Origin of the sequence: Leptothoe kymatousa TAU-MAC 1615, assembly GCF_018739865.1 — a bacterium.
Classification (GTDB): domain Bacteria; phylum Cyanobacteriota; class Cyanobacteriia; order Phormidesmidales; family Phormidesmidaceae; genus Leptothoe; species Leptothoe kymatousa.
Window position 1 is genome coordinate 1 of the sequence record NZ_JADOER010000017.1, and the last position, 25,346, is coordinate 25,346.

At 45.0% G+C, this 25,346-nt stretch carries 15 protein-coding genes and 2 pseudogenes; 7 read left to right on the forward strand and 10 right to left on the reverse strand.

Features of this window, described 5'->3' with window-relative positions:
* Nucleotides 1-157: 157 nt before the first annotated feature.
* Complete coding sequence (locus IXB28_RS16290) at nucleotides 158-3,385, forward strand: two-partner secretion domain-containing protein (RefSeq protein ID WP_215619672.1); 3,228 nt, start codon at nucleotides 158-160, stop codon at nucleotides 3,383-3,385.
* A gap of 87 nt (nucleotides 3,386-3,472) precedes the next feature.
* On the forward strand, nucleotides 3,473-6,310 hold the full coding sequence (locus IXB28_RS16295; RefSeq protein ID WP_215619673.1) for a CHAT domain-containing protein: 2,838 nt from the start codon (nucleotides 3,473-3,475) through the stop codon (nucleotides 6,308-6,310).
* On the opposite strand, the gene IXB28_RS16300 is transcribed toward IXB28_RS16295, so the two are convergent.
* The 3 genes from IXB28_RS16300 to IXB28_RS16310 form a co-directional block, all read right to left on the reverse strand.
* Nucleotides 6,307-7,230, reverse strand: coding sequence for a DUF928 domain-containing protein (locus tag IXB28_RS16300; protein ID WP_215619674.1), 924 nt, complete (start codon nucleotides 7,228-7,230; stop codon nucleotides 6,307-6,309). The genes IXB28_RS16295 and IXB28_RS16300 overlap by 4 nt on opposite strands.
* A 7-nt stretch (nucleotides 7,231-7,237) precedes the next feature.
* Nucleotides 7,238-9,364, reverse strand: a complete 2,127-nt coding sequence (locus IXB28_RS16305) for a CHASE2 domain-containing protein (RefSeq protein ID WP_215619675.1) — start codon at nucleotides 9,362-9,364, stop codon at nucleotides 7,238-7,240.
* A gap of 200 nt (nucleotides 9,365-9,564) precedes the next feature.
* Complete coding sequence (locus tag IXB28_RS16310) at nucleotides 9,565-10,740, reverse strand: site-specific integrase (RefSeq protein ID WP_215619676.1); 1,176 nt, start codon at nucleotides 10,738-10,740, stop codon at nucleotides 9,565-9,567.
* A 645-nt stretch (nucleotides 10,741-11,385) separates the two neighbouring features.
* Between IXB28_RS16310 and IXB28_RS16315 the strand changes: the two genes are divergently transcribed.
* On the forward strand, nucleotides 11,386-11,772 hold the full coding sequence (locus tag IXB28_RS16315; RefSeq protein WP_215619677.1) for a hypothetical protein: 387 nt from the start codon (nucleotides 11,386-11,388) through the stop codon (nucleotides 11,770-11,772).
* A 65-nt stretch (nucleotides 11,773-11,837) separates the two neighbouring features.
* Here IXB28_RS16315 and IXB28_RS16320 read toward each other — a convergent pair whose 3' ends face one another.
* From IXB28_RS16320 to IXB28_RS16340, 5 genes are all read right to left on the reverse strand, one after another.
* A complete protein-coding gene (locus tag IXB28_RS16320) occupies nucleotides 11,838-12,965 on the reverse strand; it encodes a tyrosine-type recombinase/integrase (protein WP_215619678.1) in 1,128 nt (375 codons plus the stop codon).
* A gap of 408 nt (nucleotides 12,966-13,373) precedes the next feature.
* Complete coding sequence (locus IXB28_RS16325) at nucleotides 13,374-16,556, reverse strand: helicase-related protein (protein ID WP_215619679.1); 3,183 nt, start codon at nucleotides 16,554-16,556, stop codon at nucleotides 13,374-13,376.
* A 10-nt stretch (nucleotides 16,557-16,566) separates the two neighbouring features.
* The gene (gene lexA, locus IXB28_RS16330; protein WP_215619680.1) at nucleotides 16,567-17,190 is read right to left on the reverse strand and encodes a transcriptional repressor LexA; all 624 of its coding nucleotides are present in this window, start codon (nucleotides 17,188-17,190) and stop codon (nucleotides 16,567-16,569) included.
* Between the two features lie 85 nt (nucleotides 17,191-17,275).
* Nucleotides 17,276-17,875 carry a Uma2 family endonuclease gene (locus tag IXB28_RS16335; protein ID WP_215619681.1) on the reverse strand — a complete coding sequence of 200 codons (600 nt, stop codon included), beginning with the start codon at nucleotides 17,873-17,875 and terminating at the stop codon, nucleotides 17,276-17,278.
* 51 nt (nucleotides 17,876-17,926) lie between these two features.
* Nucleotides 17,927-20,755 (reverse strand): DUF1156 domain-containing protein, encoded by a 2,829-nt coding sequence (locus tag IXB28_RS16340; RefSeq protein WP_215619682.1) that lies wholly within the window; start codon nucleotides 20,753-20,755, stop codon nucleotides 17,927-17,929.
* Between the two features lie 537 nt (nucleotides 20,756-21,292).
* Between IXB28_RS16340 and rpsQ the strand changes: the two are divergent.
* The 3 genes and pseudogenes from rpsQ to IXB28_RS16355 form a co-directional block, all read left to right on the forward strand.
* Nucleotides 21,293-21,529: pseudogene (gene rpsQ / locus IXB28_RS16670) on the forward strand (30S ribosomal protein S17); the annotation flags it as partial.
* Nucleotides 21,530-21,960: 431 nt separating this feature from the next.
* A complete protein-coding gene (locus IXB28_RS16350) occupies nucleotides 21,961-23,109 on the forward strand; it encodes a CHAT domain-containing protein (protein WP_215619683.1) in 1,149 nt (382 codons plus the stop codon).
* A 30-nt stretch (nucleotides 23,110-23,139) separates the two neighbouring features.
* Nucleotides 23,140-23,451, forward strand: coding sequence for a Pepco domain-containing protein (locus tag IXB28_RS16355; RefSeq protein ID WP_215619684.1), 312 nt, complete (start codon nucleotides 23,140-23,142; stop codon nucleotides 23,449-23,451).
* 7 nt (nucleotides 23,452-23,458) lie between these two features.
* On the opposite strand, the pseudogene IXB28_RS17125 reads toward IXB28_RS16355, so the two are convergent.
* Nucleotides 23,459-23,678 (reverse strand): annotated as a pseudogene (locus IXB28_RS17125) (DUF7680 family protein); the annotation flags it as partial.
* 563 nt (nucleotides 23,679-24,241) lie between these two features.
* Here IXB28_RS17125 and IXB28_RS16360 point away from each other — a divergent pair.
* On the forward strand, nucleotides 24,242-24,541 hold the full coding sequence (locus IXB28_RS16360; RefSeq protein WP_215619685.1) for a hypothetical protein: 300 nt from the start codon (nucleotides 24,242-24,244) through the stop codon (nucleotides 24,539-24,541).
* 68 nt (nucleotides 24,542-24,609) lie between these two features.
* On the opposite strand, the gene IXB28_RS16365 is transcribed toward IXB28_RS16360, so the two are convergent.
* The gene (locus IXB28_RS16365) at nucleotides 24,610-25,308 is read right to left on the reverse strand and encodes a hypothetical protein (RefSeq protein WP_215619686.1); all 699 of its coding nucleotides are present in this window, start codon (nucleotides 25,306-25,308) and stop codon (nucleotides 24,610-24,612) included.
* Between the last annotated feature and the right edge of the window lie 38 nt (nucleotides 25,309-25,346).

The window sequence follows — 25,346 nt, forward strand, 5'->3', positions numbered from 1 at the left end:
ACGCTCAACCCTCATGTTGGATTGGGCAAGATGCTTCATGGGTTAGCAACAGATTTTGTCTAAACTACAGTTCTAATTGCTGACGGGGATTGGCAGCCCTCTGCATCATGTACCGCTTTAGGGCAAACTTTATAGCGACCAGGGTCTATAAAAAAGCTTGAGTCAGGATGATGGTGTTAAAAACGTTGATATTATTGGCATAACTAATTGTCATTGCCCCATGACTCGTTCATACGCCTATTGGTTTCAGTTTGGTTTAATCTTTGCCATTGGCCAAGTAGCTACCGTTACCCACGCATCATCGTTTGGTGATGATGTATTGCTTGCGCAGATTATTCCAGATGACACATTGGGGAATGAAAGCTCTATCGTCATTAAGGCTAACGAGACTGATCGCATTGATGGCGGGGCTATCCGTGGAGGCAATCTATTCCATAGCTTTCAAGATTTCAATATAGACACTGGGCAGACAGTCTACTTTGTAAACCCAGAAAGTATTGAGACGATTCTCAGTCGGGTCACTGGAACTAATGGCTCTGACATTGATGGCCTATTGGGTGTGGATGGCACAGCTGATCTATTTCTGCTGAATCCAAATGGCATTACTTTTGGCCCCAATGCTCAGCTAGATATTCGTGGGGCATTTACTGCAAGTACAGCAGGCACGGTTGAGTTTACTGATGGTAGTGCGTTTAGTGCGGTAAATCCTCAAGGGGCATCGATTTTGACAATGAGTGTGCCGTTGGGAGTACAGTTTAGTGACCAACCCCAGGGCAATATTACTAGTAACGGCAATTTGACCGTCGGAACAGAACAAAACCTTACTTTATTTGGGAATACAGTCCTCATTAGCGGCTCTCTTGTAGCACGGAATGGAACAGTCCATTTGCTTGGTAATCGGATAGGATTGATTAACCAGGCCACTATCGACGTCTCCGGTGCTAATGGTGGTGGAATCATTTTGATTGGTGGTGACTATAAAGGACAGGGAAAAGTCCCTAATGCAGAACGTACTTTCATAGATTCCGATGTGGTGATCAATGCAGATGCATTACAAATTGGGGATGGAGGTCGAGTTGTTGTTTGGGCAGATGAGGCTGCCTACTTTGCGGGTAATATCAGTGCCCAAGGGGGACCGCAAAGAGGAAATGGAGGAATAGTTGAAGTATCAGGTGGAGAGTACTTAGCCCTTGAAGGTGATGTTAATACCCAAGCACTGAATGGCCAGGCTGGTCAACTGCTGCTCGATCCTATCAACATCATCATCTCAAACACAGCTCCATCTGGATTTACCACGTTAGCACAAGGGGATCCAGTGCTAGCTGATTTCTTCTACGAAGCTACAGAAAATCTAGAACAAAATAGTCATCTGACACCTGAGACTTTAGTGGCATTGCTGTTTAACAACGACTTAGTTCTAGAAGCTACCGATATGATTCGAATTGTTGACGATGTTGATAATTCCTTAAGTGACAATGACTTATATCTGATAGCTTCAATTATTGAGGTAGATAATGCTTCCCTTAAACAATCAGGAGGAGGAGGCTTGACTTTGTTGGCAACCCCACAAATAGAAAGCGGTTTCGTTAATATCTATGGAGGGGAAGTCACTGTAAATTCACAACCTTTAACCACCCTGAATACAGGCGATATTCGTATTGAGACGAACAACCTCACCCTAGCCAATGGAGGCAACATTAATATCTCTGCCGACGGCAATGGGGCATCAGGAGACGCTATCATTTTTGCAGTTGATAATATTGTGGTGGAAGGTACTGACTCTAGCATCACTAGTCAGGTGAACTCAACTAGTAATGCTAATAGTGGAGATATTCTCATCGATACAAACAACCTCATTCTAGCCAATGGAGGCAACATAAATACCTCTACTGACGGCAATGGAAGTTCTGGGGACGTTCTCATCTCTGCTGCCGATAATATTGTGGTGGAAGGTATTGGCTCTAGCATCACTAGTCAGGTGAACTCAACTAGTAATGCTAATAGTGGAGATATTCTCATCGATACAAACAACCTTACCCTAGCCAATGGCGGCAGGGTAAGGTTGTTTATCGACGGCAATGGAAGTTCTGGGGACGTTCTCATCTCTGCTGCCGATAATATTGTGGTGGAAGGTATTGGCTCTAGTATCACTAGTCAATTGAATTCAACTAGTAATAGTAATGGTGGAGACATTCTCATCGATACAAACAACCTCATTTTAGCCAATGGAGGCAACATAAATACCTCTACTGACGACAATGGAACTTCTGGAGATGTGAGAATCAATGCTGCTGACCATATTCTGGTGGAAGGTATTGGCTCTAGTATCACTAGTCAAGTGAATTCAATTAGTAATAGTAGTAGTGGAGACATTTTTATCGATACGAACAACCTCACCCTAGTCAATGGAGGCAACATTAACACCTCTACTGACGGCAATGGAACTTCTGGAGATGTGAGAATCAATGCTGCTGACCATATTCTGGTGGAAGGTATTGGCTCTGGCATCACTAGTCAAGTGAATTCGACTAGTGACAGCAATGGTGGAGATATTCTCATCGATACGAACAACCTCACCCTAGCCAATGAAGGTAACATTATTAGTAGTGTTAGTAGTGGAGGTATTGATATTTTCTCTTCTCTGCTTAAACTTGATAGTGGAGAAATATCAGTCTATAGTACAGAAAATAGTACAGAAAAGGGTGGCGACATTAATATCATTAGCAACCGCATCATTATGCGTAGAGGCAGCTTGATTAGTATTGAATCAGATTCTGACGGCAATATTAATATCTCAACTAATTTGTTATTTTCTGGCTTCAATGAAAATAATGATATTTTAGCTAACGCTTCAGAAGGGATTGGAGGAGGTGTTTTTATTGATGAAGGAGACGATGGAATTTGGAACTTCAATATAACATTGGAGTTCGAACCTGCAGCTCAACCACGAGAGAACCAAACAAATGACATTCGTGGCAGCTCTGGAATCGCTATAACTTCAACTGTCTTTGTCGAATCGATCGAGGACGATTTCGTTGAATTTTCCGTTGATTTAGCAGACCCTACTAACCAGATTATTCGTGGCTGCAATGCTGGAAACACAGTCATTAACGATAACTCGACTGGTGATTTTATCATTACTGGACGCGGAGGATACCCCATTAGACCAGTAGATATTACTAGCGAAGAAACACCACTCGATGACTTGGGAGCAAGTATAGTTCAGTCTGAAGTATCGTCTTCATTAACATCACTTCCTACCCAAAAAATATATTCTAATGTATTAACTGACGCCCAAGAGGCTATAGTCACCGAAACAGGAGATGTCTTTCTAGTTACAGAAAGAGCCTGGCAACCCTCTATATCATGCGCAGTCCTAAATTAACCCCTCTAAATTTGCCCTCTTTAAACATAGCCAACCATGAACTTCCATCCATACAAACAATTTAGTAAACCTCTTCGCCGCCTGTTGATGGCCCTAACCACGGCACTACTAACAGTCCTATTAGGACTATATGGATGGAATTCGGTAAGTTTTCTAACCCCAGCAACCGCAGCAGTTTCGACAGCCCCTCCAAGTCAACCATCAGAAACCCAGCAGCTTCTGGCCCAATCAGTCCCACAACAACTCTTACAACAAGGCCGAGAACACTACACAGCCCAACAATTCACCGAAGCTGTTAACACCTGGTCACAGGCTGAAAGATACTTTGCCAACCAAAACGATCCCCTCAACCAAGCCATAGCCCTCAGCAACCTGGCATTGGCCCATCACCAACTAAACCAATGGCCAGAAGCCGAAACAGCCATCACCACCAGCCTCCAACTACTCCAATCAACACCAGAGCTTTCCTTCCAGGGCTTACGAATATACGGCCAGGCCCTTAACACCCAAGGCAGTCTATACCTGGCCCAGGGACAAACCAAACAAGCCCTCAAAACTTGGGAGCAAGCCACCGAAATTTACACACAAGCTGATTATCCTGAAGGTATTATCAAAAGCTTGATAAACCAAACCTTTGCCCTGCGTAGTCTGGGCTTTTTCCTAGAGTCACAAAACCGTTTAGATCAAGTAGAAGCACTTTTAGCAGAACAGGTCGATTCCCCCTTAAAAATTGCCCTAAAACGCAGTTTGGGAGAAACCCAGCGCCTAATCGGAGACTTGAAAGCCTCCAGAAAATCCCTGGAAGCCAGCCTGGACCTGGCTAATACTTTGCAAGTTCCTACAGAGCTAGCAAAGACCCAGTTGAGTTTAGGCAAAACCCTACAGGCCAGTGCTCAACAACAAGAAACCTTAGCCAGACGCACCAAACAAGAAGACGATACAAACAAAGCCAGAGACCAATATGAGCAAGTACTAGACATTTATCAAACCATTCCCAGTACAGCCCCCTTAATTATCCAACTTCGTGCACAGCTCAATCAGCTCGACATCTTACTCCATCAAGGAAAATGGATCGACGCCCAATCTGTGAAAAGCTCACTAATCGCTGACTTAGAGAAACTACAACTGGGGCGTCCATCAGCCTTTATCCACATGAGACTGGCACGTTTGCTCATGGACACATGCGCAACAGCTTGTCCTGCTGAGCTACAAAGCTCAAAGCAGGAAATTTATGACCTATTAGCCACTGCAAGAAATCAGGCTCAAGCACTTAATGATCCCATTGCTGAATCCTACTCCCTAGGTTATTTAGGTCACCTGTATGAGCAAGAAGGAAACATCAAAAAACAAACCTATGGGGATGCTCAACGATTCACTGAAGCTGCCCTGACATTAACCCGCCATCAGCCCAATCTTGCCTATCAGTGGGAATGGCAGTTAGGCCGGATCGAACAAAAACAACAGCAACAAAAACAACAGAAAAATCAAGGCAATGTGCTGAAGTACTATAGCGATGCATTTCAGCATGTGCAAGAAGTACGAAAAGATTTGCTATATGTTGAGTCAGACATTCAGTTCAATTTTCGCGATCAGATTGAACCCCTTTACCGAGAATACATCAGCTTACTGCTCCCCAAAGAAGATAGCAGCGTCAAAAGTGATCCTGCCCAATTAATTCAGGCTCAGAAAGTAATTGATGACCTGCGGGTCGCTGAACTAGCCAGTTTTCTTGCCTGTGGACTGATCGAACCCGATGACAATATTCAACGAGCCACCATTCAGCAAGTCGCCGAAACAGACAAAAAAACAGCCATTATTTATCCGATTATCTTGCCAGATACATCTGACACTGATCGGCTTGAAGTATTGCTTCAGCTACCGGACCAAACCATAAAACGGTACTACCCTTCACAGAGTATTTCAGCAAATAGTTCCAAAGCATCTAGCACTAATACCAATGTGTCAATCACCCAGGAAAAACTAGAGCAGTTCCGTAAAGAACTGGAGCAACCTTATTTCTCCACTACGCGGGGCGAACCCCTAGCCGCACAAATTTACGACTGGCTCATCCGTCCTGCCGAAGATCAGGGTTGGTTAAAGTCAATCGATACCCTGGTGTTCGTGCTGGATGGTGCCTTTCGAAATGTGCCGATGGCAGCCTTATATGACCAGCAAATGGATAAGTTTCTGATCGAGAAATATGCCATCTCCGTAACCTTTGGTGATCTCCAGCTGCCTGTTACCTCCCCAGAAAATTCATTGCGTGTCTTAGCTGCTGGTCTATCAAAAGACCCCAGTCCTTCATCTGACACATCTGAAAGTGGTGAGGATTTCTTTGGTCCACTGGTCTACGTACAAAATGAAATTGAATCTATTAACAAGAACATTAAAGACACACTCTCTTTTCTTGATCAAGCGTTCACTCCAGGAGATGTGCAAGATAAAATGAGTTCTGCAGCTTACAACATCGTACATTTAGCCACTCATGGAGAATTTGGCTTTACCAGAGATGAAACCTTTCTATTGGCAGCCGATCCAGATAGTTCAACACAATCAGCTGACCAGGCAATTAAGGTTAAACCAATAGACCTCAATAGTTTTGACACCCTCCTCAAGACACGAAATCAGACACCTATTGACTTACTAGTGCTCAGTGCCTGTGAAACAGCTACAGGGGACAATCGTGAAGTATTAGGCATTGCGGGACTTGCTGTTCAATCAGGAGCTAGAAGCACGTTAGCCAGCCTGTGGAGCATTCATGATCTATCCACATCTCAACTGATGGATACGTTTTACAGCGAATTGCTCAATCCAGAGATATCTGCAGCAAAAGCACTTCAAACAGCACAAGTCAAGCTTATTCGTGAGGGCTACCTTAATCCATCCAGGTGGGCACCCTATATTTTAGTAGGCGACTGGCGTTAGAAAAGGCCAGAACATTGCAGAATATCTGCCTGAGCTACATCATCCTCAAGTCCGATGCTCTTTAGAAGGTCAGTCCAGTCTGCGTTGTTAACACCAGTTGCATCTGACTGACAATGCAATTTTGCCGCTAGAGTTAAGGCATCATGCCATAGCCCATCATTGATATATTTCTCAATACGCTGTCGATTGCTCAAAGTATCTAACCCGCTGCGCTGATCGTAGGGTTCATACTTGATCCAACCGGTCGCACTTGGGTTTCTAGAGGGGCGCTCAGGATAACAAACTAAAGAAAAATACCAGCTATAAAGCTTTTCTGGAGCTAGAGCTATTCCTGAGCCGTCTAGAGTATCAAGGTCCAGACCAAAGATCCCAGACTCCCTGGGAATATTCTCGATAAAAATAGGCTGAGCTATAGCATCCCTATTCTTTTCGTTATCTTGTCGAACCTGGAGCATCAGTTCTGCGCCCTCAACATCTGCCGGTAACCGGGGAATGTAGAACCAGAGTTTAGGAGATGCATCAGCAGTTGAACCAAATAAAGCCTTTGACTGTTTAGAATGCCCTTCACTGTCTACGATTGGCTTTTCCAAAGGAGGAACAATGGCTGTCAGCTTCTGACTGAGAGCATTACATTTCCCACGAGTTCCGCCTGAAGTGGTTTCAGGTAGTTCTCCTGTATCACTTTTGGGGCTTCTAAAGATCCAAAACCAGGCCAAAACTTGAGGAATATGGTGGATATCGATAGTTGAAGCGAATGGACTAGAGCTATCTAAATTTTGTTTCAATGCAGGAGCTACTAATAGTTCCTGCCCTGAAACGGAGAGTGCCGCTGCGCTTGATGGCATACCACCTAAACTCAAACCCATAAGTAATAATAAGGCAACCACTTTTAACCAGCAGGATTGAATAATAGCTCTCACAACTCACTCACCACTTCTTTAAAACTTTCTTAACCAATACCACCCCTAAGCTTGAGCATGAAAAACCCAGACTTAATGATGCAAAGGGTAACCATAATCCAAATGAAAAAGCAATCCAACTGACTCCAAATGCTACAACTACAATACTAGGAACTGCGATAGCAATGGCAGCCGTGGAGTTAGGTATGCGAAACCATGAGTAATTGTAATTAGAGCAAACCCATACAATCAGACCTCCACTTAAGCCAGCTACAACAATACTAATCGCTTCGATCAATGCTGGCAAAACCCTTAGTCTCGCAATAGAATACTTATCTGAAATTACTGTACCCAAAATATAGCTAATCATATGAGCATGGACCTCTACACCATGCAAACTCCCAATGGGCGTCACATGCTCATCGCGAGATTCCTTGCCCATATACCCTATTAGAATAATCGAGGCATTCTCTAAACTCTTACGTTCTTTATCATCTAACCCACAGCCTTTATTTTCGGCAGGACACTTAAGAATATTGGTTGCATTAACGGTATTGAATGCTTGATTATTGTTAATGCCAGGATTCCGATAGTTGAGTAAAATCTGATAACCTCCGGCAGAAATACCTTGAAAGCCTCCTGTCCTGGGCCATACTGGCTCAAAAGTCGTATTTTTTATTTTTATACGTCCATAATCATCAATTAACGCTTTATTCCAGTTCTCTTCCTGTGATTTTGTTAGTGTTTTAGTCTCACTCAGAAATCTTAAAGCCATTTTATAGCTAAAAGACTCTTCTATATCGCAGCCCAAGGCAGACGAGGAGCCTGCTAATTCAGGAGAAGACTCAACCTTGAGAAATTGACGACGCACAGAAGGAGTATTTCCTTGCCGGGTATCACGAATAAGATCATGGAATCCGACCTCATTAGAGATTACCTCAGCCCCTACCGCTGTTTTATCTTCGCCAAAACGACGGCAGGTTGAAATAACCTGCTTACCTTGCTTTGTTATCAAACTTTTCAGCTGAGAATAATGTTCTCCTTGAAGTGCGCCATTACTCTCTGGCTCAGGATGGGGCTTATCTCGAATAACATCAACCCCTATAATGGCATGCTTATCAATATCATTCTTCAATGTAAGTAAATAAGCTAGAATCTCTGTTAGCTTTAGGTCTGAGATTTCTTTTGTGAAATCATTTGACGTGTATAGCTCTGGTAATTCTGAACGCTGGACCCCTACAATTGCTATGCGTTCATCAACCTTCTCATAGGGAGGCAGCTTCATAAAATGGTCATAGGCTGCTAATTCAATTGCTTGCAATATCCCCAGCCAGCGAGGCCCCATGATTAGTAGAGCACAAATACCTGCTCCCCACAACACTGACGCTAAAAGACTCTGTCGCCTTCTAACATTAATCTTAGCCAATATCTGAAAGGCAAAGGCACTAGCATGACGAGACGCTCTTTCCTGGCGCTCCTCTTCGCTTCCTTCAATTGGATCATCAGCATTTTTATCCTGAATTAGGTCAGAGATCCCACGAATCACAATCGTTTGAATTTCAGGATAGGCAAAAGCAGCTTTAAGAAAACCAAAGCTTTCCATATCAACTGCGATCGCATCGTTATAACTGCTTCTCAAAAACTGAAACAGCTCCGAATCTCTAGACGCTACTACCTTTTCTCCAGATGCAAGCGGATCTATAAATGCTTGGGGATTACAATTTTCATTGTAATTATGAATCCGTCTTATCCATTCGCCTTCCCTAGCTTCTGAGCTGGCCCATTGTACAACGGCCTTAGTAGAGTTATATACATCAGGGCGAGTAGCAAGTTGAGTGCCTACCTTACTAGCTTCATATTCATAAACTTTGGTTGTCGCTACTACATCGCCAATTCTGACATCTTCTTTTATGCCACCTGCAATACCAACAAAAAAGAGAACATCAGGCCTAAAGTAATTAATGGCTCGCTCTGTTTCAGCCGCTGCATTTGCATTGCCTTTGCCAATCTCAACAATGCTTACATCCCAATTAGTAAACTCGCCCCGCTCGCAAAGCATCCCCTGGGAGTACTTTTTTTTCTGTGGCTTCTTCAAATGCTCACGTACAGCCAAGTATTCAACTGGTAGGGCTGTTAATATCACGGCACGGGGCATGGACTCAGTTCCCAGGCAAAGGATCTCAATTATTCTGACTTAAAATTCCATCCTCATATTAGTTGATCTGTCAGTTGGCTAGGCTTTCTACTCAGGAAAATAAGGATCTTCAACCTCTGTAGCTATACTAAGTCCCTTAACTATTAATCTTCCTCAGGAAGTTGAATTATTAATGCTGTCACAATGATACATTCCTGGAATCAAAATTCGGGGACTTCTAGTTTGCGACGCTTACCAGCATAGTGTCTATAAATGACCTCTGGAGAATTACCCACCAGCCGAGCCACATCTTTCGCATCCATCCCAGCTTCTAGCGCATGGGTAATAAATGTATGACGAGTCTGGTAAAGCTTTCGGTATTCAATTCCGAGGCCATCCAAGATCCTTTTCCATACTCGATTTCTGAAGTTGTTCGTATCGATCATCTTGCCAGCAGGTGATGGAAACACCAAAGTCCTCGATAAACTCTCCTGAGATTTAAGTGCCTTCAACAGTTTTTTCAAAGATCGATTACATGGAAATGACCGTTGTTCCTGAGTCTTTAACCCTAATCGAATCTCTTTGCCACTATCCGTATTAATCAGTGCCTGGGCAAAAGTAACTTGCTTACAGTCTGCTGCCACATTTTGCCAGGTAAGGGCCACCGCTTCCGATGGACGGCACCCAGTCGCAAAAAGGAATTTAACCAACGGTCCATAGTAACTATGCTTACGACTTGATGCCGCTGGACAAAATTGATCCTTCTCAATTGCCTTAAGGATGGCATCTCGTTCCGACAATGAGAAAGGGTTAATATCATGCAGCCCTTTCTTGACAGTTGCCTTAGGCATTTTTATTTTGGATGCCATTCCCTGGAAAGGATTGTCATCAATCTGTTTTGAGTCCACAGCCCATTCACAACAGGCAGCAAGACGATTGATCAACCGCTTCCCCGCATCCAGTGGCAGATTTAACAAAATATAATCACGAATCTCATTAGCCCTTGCCAACTCATGGGTAGGAAACCGTTTTACATGGTTGGTATAGGGACCATAGGTTTGCCGCATAGTATTCGGCGAACACTGGGGCCGCTTAAACTCCACAAATTGTGTCCATAAAGTGAGTAAGTCTACCTCGTCTTCTTCCGGAATTTCTTCCACTTCTGGCTCAGATCGGTACTTCGCCAGCGTAGGGTCAAACTTCTCAAAAGCAATATCCGCTTCAATTAGCTTTGCCTTTGCTTCCGCAGCTCGTCGATTGAGCTTCGTATCTGGCAAACCTAGACTCAAATAATGTCGTTTACCCTCATGGCTAAAGACCAACTGCAGACGATCATTAGAGGTTTTGATACGTACAGTACCTTTGGAAGCCTTCTGCTTTGTCCGAGTCGCAGCCATGGCAAAACCTTAGAATTGGGGTAAATTCTTACCCCAATTTACCCCAATAATAGGTCTAAATTGGCCTAAAATGACTCAACACATGTCCTAAAGTATGTATTTTAAGGCTATAAAAAACGAAGGCTCAAAAGCTGAAAGGCCCTGAAATCGATTAATTTCAGGGCCTTTCTTAAAAAAGCGGATGATGGGACTCGAACCCACGACATTCAGCTTGGGAAGCTGAGGGTCCTGCAGCATAGTTTCTCACCCCACCTTTGGGTTACCTTACCAGGATGCGATGATATCAATTCTTTGTTCGAGTAATTGTCGTCTAATAAGGGCTGACGTTCAATTAAATCGGCAGTTTTGAGAGCTATGCTGATCAATTGACCAAGCAGTATTGGTTAGCGCGCCCTCACTTAGTTGCTTTATGCTGACGGTTTCGGTAGGCTCCTTCAAAACCAAGAACCTAAGGCTACTTGAGTTAAGGCATATAGGTTGAAAAAGTTGACGATCCGCCTATATGAAATATTCAATCACAAACTAAGTTAAGTAATATTTCTAAATCAGCATTGGTTCAGCCATGCTTTCTTGTTTTGAATATGATGATTCTATTGAGGCTCATCTTGTCAGAACTAAAAGCGTTTCGTTTTAGGAAAACGGATCATGCTGAACAACACTACAGAACTGTTGCAGCAGATTTCAGTGCAATTGAATCAGGTGCTGGATCGTAATCAGCATCTGGAACAACGGGTAGCCTATCTCACGGATCAAGTAGATACCCTCTGTGAGCGATTAGATGGTAAGTCTGCTGATCCTTATCCCATCGGTGGCAAAGAAAATGTTGCCAAGATTTTGGGAGTCCAACCCAACTCGGTGAGAAACTATCACCGTTTCTGGCAAAAAGACCTCCACTACACCAAGCCCAGCCCTGGCAAAACAGTTTATAATCTAACCCTGATTAAAGACTGGCAGCTCAATCGCGGTAAGCCAGAACTCCACATCAGAGCGGTTGAAGCCTATGCCCGTTATGATCAAAAATTGCGTGCTTAGATTACGTCTAAATTAAAACCTATTTTTTCTTGATTCAAATCTCACGTTCTGAATGTAAAAAAGATTCAGATGCCAATATCTGGCAGAGTTTTAGAACCATCGCTGTTGCCAACATAATGCCGGTAGATGGTTTCTACCCGGTCGCCAACAATTTCGGCAACTTTTGCCGGAGTGGCCCCACTGGCCAAAGCATGGGAAATAAATGTGGAACGAGTGTTATATAGCTTACGGTGAGGAACACCTGCCCGTTGTAGTGTGCGAGTCCACACCCGCTTACTCAAGTTGTTGTCGTTAATATAGCCTCCCGTTCTCGGTGCCGGAAAAACTAAAGTAGTCTGGTCATAATGATTGGGACGAATATCCAACAAGAGACTCTGCATTTTTTCGGAAGGGTATATAGTGCGAGCCTTGTGCATTTTGGTAGCACCCCGCGCACTGTCTCGTTTATAACTCTCCCCAATCCAAATCTGGGAAATATCCTCTGCGATTACGCCCCACCGCAAACCAAGGGCTTCCCCCGTACGACAACCCGTACCAAAGAGAAAACGAATCAGGGGCGTATAGTACCGATAGGCCCTGGACTCATCCATGGTGCTGATAATGGCTCGGATTTCATCCAGGGTAAAGGGTTGGGGCGACTCAATGGGTGGCACCTTAAATGCCGAAATCATTGTCTTCCATGGATTTTCCTTGAGCAGTCCTGCCGCAATGCCCCACTCCCAGGCAGCATTGATCACTGAAAAGTATTCCGCTGCACTAATGGGAGAAATCTGAGTCAACAGATAATCCCGAAATAATATAGTTGTGCGCTCAGTGTAGTCAGCAGCCAGTTTGGTGCTGGCAAATTTGGCTAGCTTTTTCTCAACATGCTGATACTTTTCCAGAGTTTTAGCGGCCACCAGCTTGGCTTTGGACTTGGCAAACTCCGCCAGTAGCAACTGACCAGTCAGTTCACGTGAGGCCCTGCCTGTATCGTTCTTATATTTCACCAGGCTGGGGTCAAAGTGCCCGGTGGCCATATCCATCTCGATTTGCCGGGCTTTCATCTCCGCTGCAGCCCGCCCAATGGACTCGTCAATTAGGCCCAAACTGAATTGGTACCGTTTTCCCTGCCACGACCAGCGCAAAGATAAACGCCCGTTGCGCTCCAGAATGACCACGGTACCTGCTTTTGCTTTAGACCGGACTGCCATATTTTTTGCACCAATCTTGCACCAATATCTTACGTTTTTGGTGCAAATCTATCGAATCTGATGCAACTTAGGACTCTCCAGAAGAGTTTCCTTTTCGCTCAGATTTACCTTATATCAGGGGTTTCAGGTGTACAGTGACTAATTAACTGTCGTCGGGACTAATTAGTGTCGTCGGGCTGAAACCTTTATATACAGGTAACCATAAACGATTTTTAGGCTTTTATCATACTTTCAATCCCATTTTTTAGTGACAAATTAAGTGTCGCCTTCCTGAAAAGTGACAAATTAAGTGTCGCCTTCCTGATTTAGGGTTGTAATCAAAAGTGACAAATTAAGTGTCGTCAATTTAAAGCTATGTCAAAATATAGTTAGCCAGTCTTGAGCTAATGTGCCAATTCAAGTTCAGTGTCACAGGCTTTGCAAAAGTTGATCAAACAGAGGTTCACCCCACGCCATTAAACGTAAGGATGGGTTGTCATCGAAGATAGTCGGATCAAACGTTACCTTGTATGTTTTTTCCTGCCAGGTCAGCTCATAAATGCTAGGTTCCAATTGCTGGAATAAAACACCCCGATTTTGCAGATGTTGCGAATGGGTAAATAGTGTCTCAATTTCGGCACTGGTCACAGGTGCCGGTGGCATGGGAGCTTGCAACTCTCTCACGTCTGCTTCTACATCCATACGCACCATGTCTTCCAAGTCAGGCCGCAGGGGTGGGGTGTCTAAAACATTATCAAAGTTGGCTAGCAGTACGTCTTCTTCTTCTGGGTCTACGCTCATGGTGGCCTGTTCGATAAATGTGGGCACCTGGGCCAAAATAGGCTGGAGGTTACCGACTACTGATGCAAAGGCATCAATACGATCGCGCAATCTACTATAAACCTTCGCCTCGACGGTGCCGTCGTAGTAGAAGTTATGGATTCTAACGTCGGGGTAGTTTTGGCCAATGCGGTCGATACGGCCAATGCGCTGCTCCACCCGCATTGGGTTCCAGGGCATATCATAGTTGATTAATACACCGCAGGTTTGCAGGTTGAGGCCCTCACTGGCGGACTCGGTACAGAGGAGGATCTTAATTTCACCGTCTCGGAAACGGGTTTTGATCTCTTCTTTGCGAACGGTGGTCCATTGCTGATCGCGCCATAGTTCTCCACCACGACCTGAGTAACAGGCCACCTGGGAGCCATAGGTTTTGAACATAATCTCTTTGAGAAAGTCCATGGTGTCGGTGTACTGGGTGAAGACAATTACACTTTCTCGTTCGATAAATTCCAGGCGCAGCAGATCGATTAGATAAGCCAGTTTGCTATCTTCTCCGGTATTTTCAAACTGTTGCAACACCGACTCCAGGTACTCAATCTCCCTCGGGTCCACAGGCTCCATGTAAGATTCCAGCCCTTCGATGATGGCATCATCGGCATCGTCTAGTTCTGTCAGGTCATCGTCAGTAAGACCGCTGCCGGACTGGTCTAATAGTGCTTCTAGCCGTCGCCTGAGGGATTGCTCCATGGCGTAAAAGGAGCTGGTGAGCCGTTTACGATAAAGGGTCATCAAAAAGCCCAAGGCTCGACGCTGTTCTTGCTGAGCCAGGCGATAAAAGTGACGTACATAGTCGCTGACCTGGCGGTACAGGTCAGCTTCGCGGTCGGGCTCCAGGGTAATGGCATGGTCGATCACCTGTCGGTGGGGGACATCTCTATCCAGCAGGCCCAGGCGATAATACTGTCGCAGGGTGTCTCGCGTATGGCGAAACATCATGTCCTTTAGCGGTGTATGGGTAGCTAAGAACTGTCGCGAGGTATTGATAAAGTCTTCATCTTGCAGGTAGCGACGTTCATTGACCAGTTGAATGCGGCCTTTCCACACATCTTCCACCTGGCTGGCCAGCATGCGGTTCTGTTGTCGTAGGTGGTCCTGAAGCCGGGGGCAGAGGGTACCGCCTTGGTTAAAGTAGTCCTCAGACATGGTCTGCCAAAATTTCAGTAGTTGCCCGGTGGGATGGAGCGATAGGGAGGCAAAGTACTCACAAAACTGATCGCCATAGGCCCAATGACCCTCCAGGCCTAACACATGGAGTAGATCAAACACTTCGATAGGGTCAATTTGCATCGGTGTGGCCGAGAGCAAAATCAGGGCGCGGGTGCGGTTTCGCAGACGACCCAGCAATTCCAGCAGGCGGTTGGGGGTATCTTTTCTGGCCTGGGGAGACTTTCGGCGGGCATGGTGGGCTTCGTCTAGAACCACCAGATCCCAGGGCTGGGCTTCCAGTAGTTCGTCCATACGTTCCTGGCGACGGACCAGGTGACTAGAGGCGAGTACTAGATTTTTTGTATTCCAAGGGTTGGCCAGGGGTGGTTGGGTTTGGCCATAGGGGTCTTTAAATTCGCCTTTGGTGTAGCTCCAGAAATGGAGGTTGAACTTTTCGCGTAGTTCTTCGTGCCATTGGGGTTGCACACTGGCGGGGGCCAATACCAAGATCCGTTTTGCTTTTTGGGAAACCAGCAGATAACGCAGGATCAGGCCGGTTTCGATGGTTTTGCCCAGGCCCACTTCGTCAGCGATTAGGAAACTACGGGGAAACTCTGCTGCTGCCCGCCTAAGAATTTTGAGCTGGTGGGGCCAGGGATTAATGGGAATGGAGTCCAGGCAAGCGGCAAGACAGCCAGGATGCTGGTGGATATGGGCAATGATGGCGAATTGTTCTTGTTCGTTGACAGTTCCGTTTGAGTCAGACGATGGTTCATCGTCGTTGTTGCCGTCTTCCGAAGGCTGGGTGTCGTCGGGCTGAGACTTGTCTATCCGTTGTTTTCCCTGGGGATTGAGGGGACGGTTATTAAATTCGTCCTGGGGCTGCCAGGTGGGTTTTTGGGGTGGCGCGTAGCGCAATAGCTTGCGTTTGACGGCGTCGGGGACTTCGAATACACGCACGTTAGGGGTGATGTTGTTCCACAGTTCTTCAAATCGCACGACTTCTTCTTGTACCCGTGCTAGGTCCCGTGGTCCTTCCCAGGAGCAAAATACATGGAATGATTCGATGTTGTAGTTCCAGCCGCTGCTGGATTCGTTGTTGGAACCGCTGGTGGCTAGTTGGTTACCAGCGGTATCGGTGAAGATGCAAACTTTCTCGTGGTAGATGTGGTTGGTATCGACTGCTTCGTCTGGGTCGAGGGGTAGGCCATCGCGTTTGAGGGGAATGGCGATGCGGATGTCTAAATGGCCTGCCTGGATTAGCCAGCTGAGGATTTCGAGGCGTTTGAGCTGGGCAAAGTTTTTGGGCGGTGTCAGGCTGGCGTCTAGGTTGGCGGCGACGGCATCTCTGAGGGCATAGCCTTGTTGGATGGCGGCAAGGTCGGCTTTGCTGAGCTGGCAACCCATGATTAGGCGCATTTGGCCTTGCTGGGGGCCGGAGTTGTGGAGCATGGCTCCCAGGCCACCGGCTACCTGGCTGAGGATGGAGCTGTTGAAAAAGCCGGACTTGCGATCGTATTGGGTGGCGCGTTCGAGGGCGGGTATGTAGAAGTCAGCGACAGGATTGCCGGAGTCGCTAGCGTACTGGATTTTCCAGGGATGGTCAGATAGCTTAGCTGGCATTGCTGATTGCCTAAATCATGTCCCTTATTACTCCAACATATACCCCTTCTATCAGAACCTCCTTAATTGGATATTTCATGGTTTCGTATTTTGGATTTTCTGGAATGAGTTCAACCTGCTTGCCTTTTCTTTGCCAGCGTTTAAGCGTGGTTTGATCCTCTCCTTTGATGCGAGCGGCAACGATTGTCATATCCTTAAGCTCTTTAGGGTTTTCAGGCTGATCCAGAATAACAATATCGTTATCCAGAATATGCGCATTAATCATACTGTCACCTTTAACACGCAAAGCAAAACGCTTCATGCCTTGAGATTGTGGTGAAAATAAGTCAGATGGAATAAATTCTCTCTGTGTATCTTTAGGAAAAAAATCGACAAAGCTACCAGCTGCAATTGTTCCTTCGATAGGAATACCATCTGGTTGTTCCTCGGAAAGCTTCAGAGTTCTTGCTTTTTTAGGATTTCCTTCAATCAGCCCTGCTTTTATTAACGTTTTGATGTGATGTTGAACTGGACTAATGGACTTAAACTTGAATCCATCTTGAATCTCTCGATAAGTAGGAAAGTAATTCTCATCACTAACAAAATTCTGAATCCATTTCAGAATTTCACGGTTACGAGGGGTGAGAGAAGTCATAGCTACATTTACCAAAACCTAAACAAAGCAAGAACAAATTTACACTTAATCTAGTTCGATTGTACTATATGCTTGCAGTCTAATTTCAAAGCGTTTTCCGAAAGGCTTTGACAGCTTTGGTCTGACTGGGAGAATCCACAAACTGGGCCAGCACAGCAAAGTTTAATCCAGGTAGTAAACGACTAGCTGACAGCGCTTCATAGCCTACTTCTGGGTCGATCAGGCTATACAGGCTAAACTGCTGGTTTTCCCAAAACCATACTTCCTGGACGCCCAGACCTTTATAAACTGCCAGCTTATCGATGCCGCCGCTAGTGAGGACGATTTCAATGGCAATGTCCGGGGCATCGCCCAGTTCGCCCAGACTGTAGCATTCGTCTGGTTCTAGACCACGGGCGGCAGCTTCCCGGCGAAAGGTGGCGGAACCGTAACCATTGAGGTCAATGTCGGCTTCTTCGGCAAAGGCTTCTATCAACCGGGCGATGATTTTTTTGAGGCGCTCGTGTTCGGGGGAGGTGGTCATAAGCTCCAGGGTGCCCTCCAGGTAGGTCATGCGTAGGGCGGGAAATTGGTCGATAAATAAGGCCACCAGCGCATCATACTGCTGCCAGGTCACGCCTTCTAGTTGCAGGTACTGCTCAGCGGCGGGTGGATTATCCTTGAGGTTAATTAAAAATGCGGTCATGGTTCGCTTACCTTTTTGGCTCAGGGTGCATGGCTGGGGTTGGGCAAGGGCTTAAAACAATCCTATCTGTCCTTCTTCAAACTCTAGCTCAGGCTGTTCGTAGATGACTTTGGCCTGGATTTCGTCCATGGCGAGCCATAGGTCGGCCAGGGCTTTTTCTTCGGGGATGCGTTTGCGCTCGTCGCCGATGCGGGGGATGACTTTGAGGGCGACTTCCCAGGAACGCATAAAGAGGTCGTTGCTTAGCAGGCCGGTGGCTTTGATAAAGCGGCGGACGGGTTCGATGCTTTGCTCTTCTAGATATAGAGCGATGATGGCGTGGAGGCCGTTGACCAGGTGCTGGCTGGAGAAGTCGTCGGGGCTGATGGCGAAGGCACGTTTTTGTAGCCGTTGCTGGGGGGAGAGCAGTTTGCAATTACCGCTTTTGACGCTAAGAAGTTTGTAGGTGCCTTTGAGGTCAGAGACGTTAAAGCCGCCGATGGCCAGGGCGAGCTGGCGTGCTTCATCAAAGGAGAACTCACGGGCGCGGAAGGCATCCCAGGCGAGGATGTACCACTGGGTTAAGGGGTCAAATCCGGCGGTGTCGGTTTGGAGGAGTTTGTGGAAGCGATAGTTGGCGATGGCTTTGCGGGCTTCGGCAAAGGCGACTTCGGGGCGCATTTCGTTGCCTGCGCTGTCGAGGACGGGCCAGGCGCGGCTAAAGACGTTGAGGGCGGGGCCAAAGGCGGATAGGTAGAGGTCAATGCCGTCGATATCGTTGGCTTCAAATTCGGGGGCGCGTTGTTCTACCAGGTTGGAGAGTTCGGGGCGGATGTCGTCCCACCAGGCTGAACTGGCGTTGGGATCGCGCTTGCGGCAGACGAGGAGAACGGTGCTGGAGACTGAGTTTTTCTGGGCTTGGTGGAGGTTTTGGGGGTTTTCGGTACTGACGGCCCAGCTGGCGGTGATTTCAAATCCGGCGTCGATGAGAGATTTGGCGAGAACGTCCCAGGCTCCGGAGTCTTTGTGGTTGAATTGGACGGTCATTACGCCGTCGTCGCGGAGGACTCGGTGGTATTCGGCAAAGGCGAGGGCCATTTTGGCTTCGTAGTCGCGATTGGCAAGTTCTTCAGGATTTTCGCCCATATTTTGAAACCGAGCTGGATTGGCGACAGCTTCACGGTCTTTATCCGTTAATTCTGAAAAATAGAGTTCCGGGAAAGTCTCCCCAAGAATTCTTTTTTGCCAGATATAGAAAAAATCGGATATATCTCCGTAAGGAATAGTTCCGTAATATGGCGGATCAGTAATAACAGCGTTAATAGTTTTATCAGGTATGTGATTTAGGTTGTCTGCTGAGGCCGTATCTATTTTAAGTATCCTGAGAGCTGAATTTCTAAGATCAGGTATTGTTGATGCGCCTCTAATATCTAAGAACTTGCAAATACCTTCGTAATGAGATGCTACTGCTGAAACACTGGCATTCCATAATCTTTTGTCACCTGCATTTTCAGGATAATTCCACATTAGATTTAGAGCATGCTGAGCTGAAGCTCTAGCAATATTCATACGAGTTGCGTCGTAATTACTTAAAATAGAGTTGGTATCGACACATCGATCAAAAATAAATGCTAGATACGTGAGAATAGCTTCAGACTGTTCAGGAGTATGCTCTGTAATAATTTTTCCCTTAGCTGTAATTAGAATTTCAGCATAGGTTTTTAATGTGAGAATTTGTCGATAGTTAAAACATTGATGCCATTCATTAATTCCGTAGTTTCTTACCATAGAGTATTGGCGATTGGTTGGGGTTGGCTCATGCCCAATCAATCCTGCTAACTCCCAATCACTTAGACTATTTTCTACTGTCTTGTTTGCAAGTTCTAAGCCTCGTAAATCGCACTCTCTAGGTGTTGAAAACTCGACAGAATCTATTCCTTTTTTACAGGCGACAGCATAGAGTTGATGCCCCAGTTTACTTTGCTTGCTTGGTGAGCAAATATAATCGTTGTCAATTATGTTTCCACAATTTAGGCATTTTCCTGTTCCACGACTAATTGTGCTGTAGCTATTCGGATCAAAATCTCCTTCAGGAGTCTGAATTGTCGCCCCCTTTCCCTTTGGTCCCTTCACCAACTCAAAATCCACTCGTTTCTCTGCTGGATTCGGAATTGGCTTTACTGCATACCAATCGCTCGTAACTTTTCTCTCTTGTCCAGGGCCAGCATAGTTACTCGTCTTACTCAACCACCAATTCGGACTCAACGGCACCACCGACTCACAATGCGGACATACCACCGTATGTGCCCACAAATAATTCTGAACCGTCTCCCCTTCCTGTGATGGGAAAAACTCTGCTAGCCGTTTCTCCGCTTCATCCCCAACCCACTTCACCCACTTATCAATCTCATGCTGCAAATCCGGGCCAAACTTCAGCGGATACTCCATTGCCGCCTTCATCGTCACCACCGCCACCGGGTTCAGGTCGCTCGCCAGCACATTCAACCCATACCGCACCGCCTCAAACGGAATACTGCCCCCACCCGCAAACGCATCTAGCACCGTCGGCGTCCGCGTACCCCAGGTCTGCTCACACAGATCATGTACCTGCTTGATCCGCTCGGCTGACGGTGGCGTTTTATACAGCTTCGTCGTCGTATCCGGTTGCCCCGCCAGGCGCTTCTCCAACCCCAGCAGATACTCAAACTCCTCCATCGTCACCGTATCCGGCAGCAGCGACCCCAGCACACTCGCCCGACTAAACGACAGCGGCTTCCGCGAATACCACCGATGCAGCCCCTTAAACGGATTTCCCCCATGCTCGTAATACACCTGCTGGTTCAGCAGCTTAACCGGGAATATTTTTTCTATAAATACTGACCTACGTTTATAAGTAGACATACAGAGACACTCTATGGCCTAAAGGATATGAGCTATCAGCACATCCTAGTCGTTCACATCCTAGTCGTTCACATCCAACAAGCTATTCATTAAGAAATAATAAGTTGCATGCAAGAAAAATCTAACAAATAAACTAAGTGGATTGATTTTTGTCAATATGTGGCAGTTATATTTTTCTGTCACTAGGACTTGACTTAAAGTTCACGCATCCGAAGAAGTAGAGGTAGTAACTGTATTCATGTCTATTTCAATCATTGGCTAGTGAAGTTGATGCTTGCTAAACCCTTTCTTTCAGAGGCTTTTAGCTAAAAGCCTTGCTGGGTTCGTGCATTTCACGGGTAGACCGTACAAGTTATTGGTTTTTATTGTTTTTTTTACCTGAATAGATATTGTGGTAAGACATCTCTAAATTTAAGGGTGTCTGTAGCAAAAAATACAGCATGTAACAACTATCTATATAGCCTTTCTAGGCAGGGCAGTTCAATGGTTAAATATGGGAACAAAATCCAAGGAAGCAACCATAAGAAGGAGCATAGAGTGCCTGCTAACGCGCTTACTGGAACTGTTATTAGCGACAAGATGGATAAAACCGTTGTAGTTGCAGTGGAAAATCGAGTTAGGCATCCTAAGTATGGCAAAACCGTAGTCCGTACAAAAAAATACAAAGCCCATGATGAAGAAAATGCTTGTCAAGCGGGTGATATTGTTCGAATTTATGAAACTCGTCCCCTAAGTCGAACAAAATGCTGGGTTGTGGCGTCCATCATAGACAAGCAGCAATCAAGAGATAAGTCGCAATCAAGAGATAAGTCGCAATCAAGAGTACAAAAAAACGCAAGTGAATCGGGAGAGGGTTCGTTAATGCAAAGTGATATAAAAGCTCTCTTGCCTGAAAACGTGCACGTTGGGCAGCCCTTTCCACTGGAGGTTCATGTGATCCCTGTAACTGGGTATGATGCACCACCCGAAAAATCAAACCCCAAGAAAATTAAAATTGGTGCCCATATTTATGTTTCCAGACATGATTTTGACTTAGATCAAAATCTTAAAACTATAGAAATCTCTACAGATAATCAGCAGAATACAATTACTTTCAACCTAACTCCCAAGAAAACTGGTTCTAAATCTATTGAAATAGACTTCTTTCAAGATAGTCGATACCTTGGTTGTACCAAACTTTTTACTAAGGCCCTTAAGGAGTAAGAATGGTTCGTGTTGTTATTGATGAAAGTGGTGAGATCCCAGGGCCAGATTTAGCAATAATCGTAAGACGTGACGAATTACTGAACAATAAATTCCGTTATACGTATATTCTTAAGTCTTCTAAAAGCAGTGGGGCCGATCTTTTCTACAGGCCCTTACATTCTCAGGAATTGGGGCCTAGCTATCAAGAACTTCTTAATAAGAAGTTTGACGGGTTTAATAAAGATATGCGTTCTAAAAAAGGACGTCAAAAGCTGAATTATAGATTGAGAAAGTACGGACAAGACTTGTATCGCTCTCTATTCGACCATGAGTTTGATGATGTGTATTGGCATCAGATCAAGGGCAAGGTAAAAACTATTCAAGTAGTTTCAAAAGAACCTATTCCTTGGGAGCTTATATTTCCTGTAAGGCTAAATACATCACAAGAAGTTCCTGATCAAGCTTTTTTCTGTGAGCAATATGACATTGCCCATTGGTTTCCAGAGAGCCCGCCAGAACACTCGCTTGCAGTTGGTCGCTTTGACATGGTCAAAGCCATTTCTGGAGAATTTGCCCAAAAAGAACAAACTGCCATTCAAACTCTTTTAAGAGATTATGAGCATGTCAACTTCTCAACAATTCATCCATCATTTGACGATGTGCTCAATGCGTTTAGCTGTGGTTGTCGATCCATACTACATTTAATTTGCCACGGTGTTAGTGAAGCTGAAGATGCAGATACATCCATTCTTAAACTAGAGGATGACTCAGTAACACCTGATGATTTAAGAGATGCGTTAGACGAAAATGAGAGCTTTTTAGTTTTTTTGAATGGATGTGAAACAGGGATTATTGGTCCTGGTGTCGCTGGACTAGGAGGTTGGGCATATCAGCTAGCTACTAGAGGTAACGCCAGTGCAATGCTTGGCACAATTATGAAGGTTCCTGGCAATTCAGCCTGTGAATTTGCAATTAGTTTTTATCAACACCTCTATCCTAAAAAGATAAGCTCATCAACGGTTGGTAGCGCGTCTGAAATATCTATGCGTTCCGTCTTGAAAGCAGCAAGAATTGCACGTAAGGAGCTTCAAGATGATCCTACCCGGCTAAGCTATAAGGTTTATGGCAACCCTATGCTTCTATTGAATCACGATAGAATTGCATCATAGACTTTTCTAAAGTGATTAGCTGGATGAGTAATGATGGATGAGCAAAAAATTTCTATTGTGTCTGTTTCTGAATCAGACCTACGTAGTGATGATTTAAGGACGGTTGCAACTGGAGAAATAGAGGTTCAAAAACTAGCCGATAGCCTAAAGACTTTTTTGGGGCGTCTCGATCAAGTCATGAAAGATCTAAATGCTAAAGTAGGTGGCTTTGAAGTGGACGAGATGGAAATTTATGCGGAAGTTTCAGGTGAGGGAAAAATCTCTTTGCTTGGTACTGGAGTACAAACCGGTGCTATGGGTGGCCTGAAGCTTATTTTGCGTCGTCCTTCATCAAAGAACTAGGGTAAATCTATTCTCCTAGCAACACTCGCATAGCTTTTAATGCAGGTCGCTTTTTCCCATTACTTACCATCGCAAACCAATAGTAAGCCTCTTCATTGCTCATCGCCGCAATCCCATCAGCAATGCTAGAAATTCGCTCCGGGCTCGATAGTGGCTCTAGCGTCTGAAACAGCCTGAAGCAGTGCCATGCTCACCCCTGACTGCTCATCTAGCAAATAGGACTTCTGCCACCGATGCCAGAGTTATCAAGGCCATAAATATGACAAATCAGTAATGAACCTACAGCACTAGTAAACTACCCGTTTGACCTCGAAGACGATTTATTTCTACCTGTAATCTCTGAATAATGGCGGTTTGATCCGCTAATTTGAATGCTTCTGTAACGGAAACTTCACACTCCAAAACTCGCTTAATCTAGCGATAAATTTTGTCAAAATTCACAGACATTTAAATCATGAAAATGACTACCTGATTAAGACAGATAACGTAGATCTTGAGAGATGGAAATTTGTTCTAATCTATGCAGTAACCACATTCATCTTGATCATCGTTCTTTGAGTAAATCGAACGGTAAAAATCACTTACTCAAATTAGTACTTTTGTATTAGCATAGGAGTACCTGAAAAACTGCTGCTTTCAAGTTCACCTGTTTGGGATTTAGGTGTCCCAGTTTGCGGTGTGGATCTTCCCGGTTGCGAAGCTTACCATACTGCCATCTTTGGACATTTGGTTGTCTTCAGATTGCTTAGCCCAAGCAATCTGCTAGCAAAGCATATTCGAGCAGAAAACCATGGTAAATCCCCCTCAGTTCGGTCAAGGAGCAGTGAGATCACTCCAGAGCCTCGTTCAAGATGCTCTGGTCCTTTTGAAGCTCGTTGAGGATAAAATACCCATGGACAACATGGAAAAACCTACCCTAAAGCCCAAAGTCAAAGAGGCTCAAGAGTCTGTTCAGGATTTGTTAGGAGCTTTACAGAATACAGAAAAGCTAGCTGTAAAGGTTTTTGAAAGTGAAGTAGAAGAAATTAAGGAGGAAGTGAAAGCAACTAATTGGAATCAGTATCGCCGTCCACCAGGTCAACAAGGATAAGTTTCTAATTCAGTTTTGCAATGCGTGGTCAGATTTATCTCTCTATAGCAATGGCTAGATAGCTATTCTCAATTATTTTCTAGTTTCTCAATGAGAATATTTAGATACTTTCTGACCACGCTTTTTGGCTTCTCTTCCTCTAACTTAAAAGCATCTACCCGTTGATCCCGAATGTATTTGAGGGTATCAATATACAGTTTCCGATCTAAGTGTGATTGAATAATTCGTCCCTCAGGCATCGGGATATCATATTCGATGCTAAGTTTTAGCCATCCTCTAAGGTATAAGTAAATATCTCCATAGAAACTTCCTCTAGAATCAAGCTCTTTTAGTTCCAGCTTTTGGAGGTGCTCAGGGCTTAGTTCATCCAGCACACTATCTGCAGCTTCAACTGAGAGATATTTAAGTTCTTCAGAATTTTGTTCGATATGATTGGCAATATTCCGTCGAAAATCAATTTCTTCCGCTATTTTTGAGGCCTCACTCAGCAACATGTCGGTTCTATCTGATACCTGAGGAGGGAGTATTGCCTCGATATCATTAGCATTTAATGCCGAGGCTTTTAACAATTCGCCCTTCCCTAACTTATTCACTCCCTTTAAGAGAGATTCTTGAGAGTTCAAATGAATAACCGTGATGTTATTCAAGAGTTGGATTGATATGTCATTAAGCTTAGCTTCACTACTATCTAATGCAGATTGTTTTTGCTGTATTTTTTTGTCATGCATGCCAAAACCTAAGGGAATAATTACGCCCAAAGTAGCCATGATCATTCCTATCCCGTCAAGAAATTTGCCTTCCTCAT